Origin of the sequence: Curtobacterium sp. B18 (assembly GCF_000333375.1) — a bacterium.
Classification (GTDB): Bacteria; Actinomycetota; Actinomycetes; order Actinomycetales; family Microbacteriaceae; genus Curtobacterium.
The window spans coordinates 1-1,590 of record NZ_BACZ01000553.1 but is presented as its reverse complement, the minus strand read 5'-3'; the positions used below and the strand labels follow the sequence as shown (position 1 = coordinate 1,590).

Annotated in this window: 2 protein-coding genes; both read left to right on the top strand. The window is 68.2% G+C overall.

Annotation, left to right across the window (positions count from 1 at the left end; all coding sequences use genetic code 11):
- Window positions 1-68 precede the first annotated feature (68 nt).
- Window positions 69-458, top strand: a complete 390-nt coding sequence (locus I5E_RS21930) for a substrate-binding domain-containing protein (protein ID WP_049973531.1) — start codon at window positions 69-71, stop codon at window positions 456-458.
- A gap of 484 nt (window positions 459-942) precedes the next feature.
- On the top strand, window positions 943-1,590 hold a 648-nt coding region (locus I5E_RS15075; RefSeq protein ID WP_031262880.1), incomplete at its 3' end, for an ATP-binding cassette domain-containing protein.

Sequence of the window (1,590 nt, the reverse complement as noted above, 5' to 3'; positions counted from 1 at the left end):
GCGGCACATCGCCGGACCACAGGACTGGATCGAGGCCGAGGCGCGCATTCTAGGGCTTCCTGCGCGAGATGTCCGACCGCGACATGCCCGTCGTGCCGCCGATCCTCGGGGACTGGACCGCGGACTTCGGGTACCACGCCGGCCGCGAGCTGCTGCGCTACCGCGACTGCACGGCGATCTTCTGCTCGAACGACGCGATGGCGCTCGGGGTCATGCACGCGGCCCGGTCGTACGGCCTCGACGTGCCGGGCGACCTGTCCGTGGTGGGCTACGACGACATCCCGGAGGCGAAGCACCTCTGGCCACCGCTGACGACCGTGCAGGTGGACTTCCCCGAGCTCGGTCGGCGCTGCGTCGAGCAGCTGCTCCCCGGGGACGACGCGGCGATGCTCCGCCCGATCGACCTCGTGCCGCAGCTGGTCGTCCGCGGCTCCACGAGCGCGCCGCGCAAGCGCTGACGCGCCGCCCCCGCGCAAGCGCCGACGCGCCGCCCCCGCGCAAGCGCCGACGCGCTGCCCAGCACCGTGCGTGTTCCCGCACCACGGGACGGACGCGCGGTGCCGAGTGGAGCCGAGCCGCGCCTCCCGGCCCCTGTGGACCCGCCCCGGTACCCCAACGCGGGGGACGCGCGGACCCGCGTTCCGCCAGATCACGCGGGCCGTTACGAAAACGCGACCAATCCGAATTGACAGGCGCGCCGATCCCGTGCGTAGTATTACCTCCGTTCCGCCGATGTGAACGGTCACATGGACCGTCACACAGGCAGGACACCGGACGCGACAACGAAGTCCACACAGACCTCCTGTGCCTTCGCTGCCGCAAGCAGGACCACCCGAAGGACTGCCGCATCGCAGCGGCAGAAGGAGATGCACCGTGGCGTCAACCCCGATCGACACCGGACTCGAGACCCGGTCGATCACCGCACCCGAGACGATCCTCGAGATGCGCTCGATCACCAAGGAGTTCCCTGGTGTCAAGGCGCTCTCCGACGTCTCGCTCAGCGTCCGTGCCGGCGAGATCCACGCGATCTGCGGCGAGAACGGCGCGGGCAAGTCGACCCTCATGAAGGTCCTCTCCGGCGTCTACCCGTACGGCACCTACGAGGGCGAGATCGTCTTCGAGGGCGAAGAGGTCCGCTTCAAGGACATCAAGCAGTCCGAGCAGGCCGGCATCGTGATCATCCACCAGGAGCTCGCGCTCATCCCGGAGCTCTCGATCACCGAGAACCTGTTCCTCGGCAACGAGCCGGGCAAGTTCGGCGTGATCGACTGGACCAGCGCCCAGCTCCGCGCCCAGGACCTGCTCGCCCGCGTCGGCCTCGCCGACGACCCGGACACGCAGATCAAGAACATCGGTGTCGGCAAGCAGCAGCTCGTCGAGATCGCCAAGGCCCTGCACAAGGACGTCAAGCTCCTCATCCTCGACGAGCCGACGGCGGCCCTGAACGAGAACGACTCCCAGCACCTGCTCGACCTCATCGTCGGGCTGAAGGCCAAGGGCATCTCGAGCATCATCATCAGCCACAAGCTGAACGAGATCGAGCAGATCGCCGACGAGATCACGATCATCCGCGACGGCAAGACCATCGAG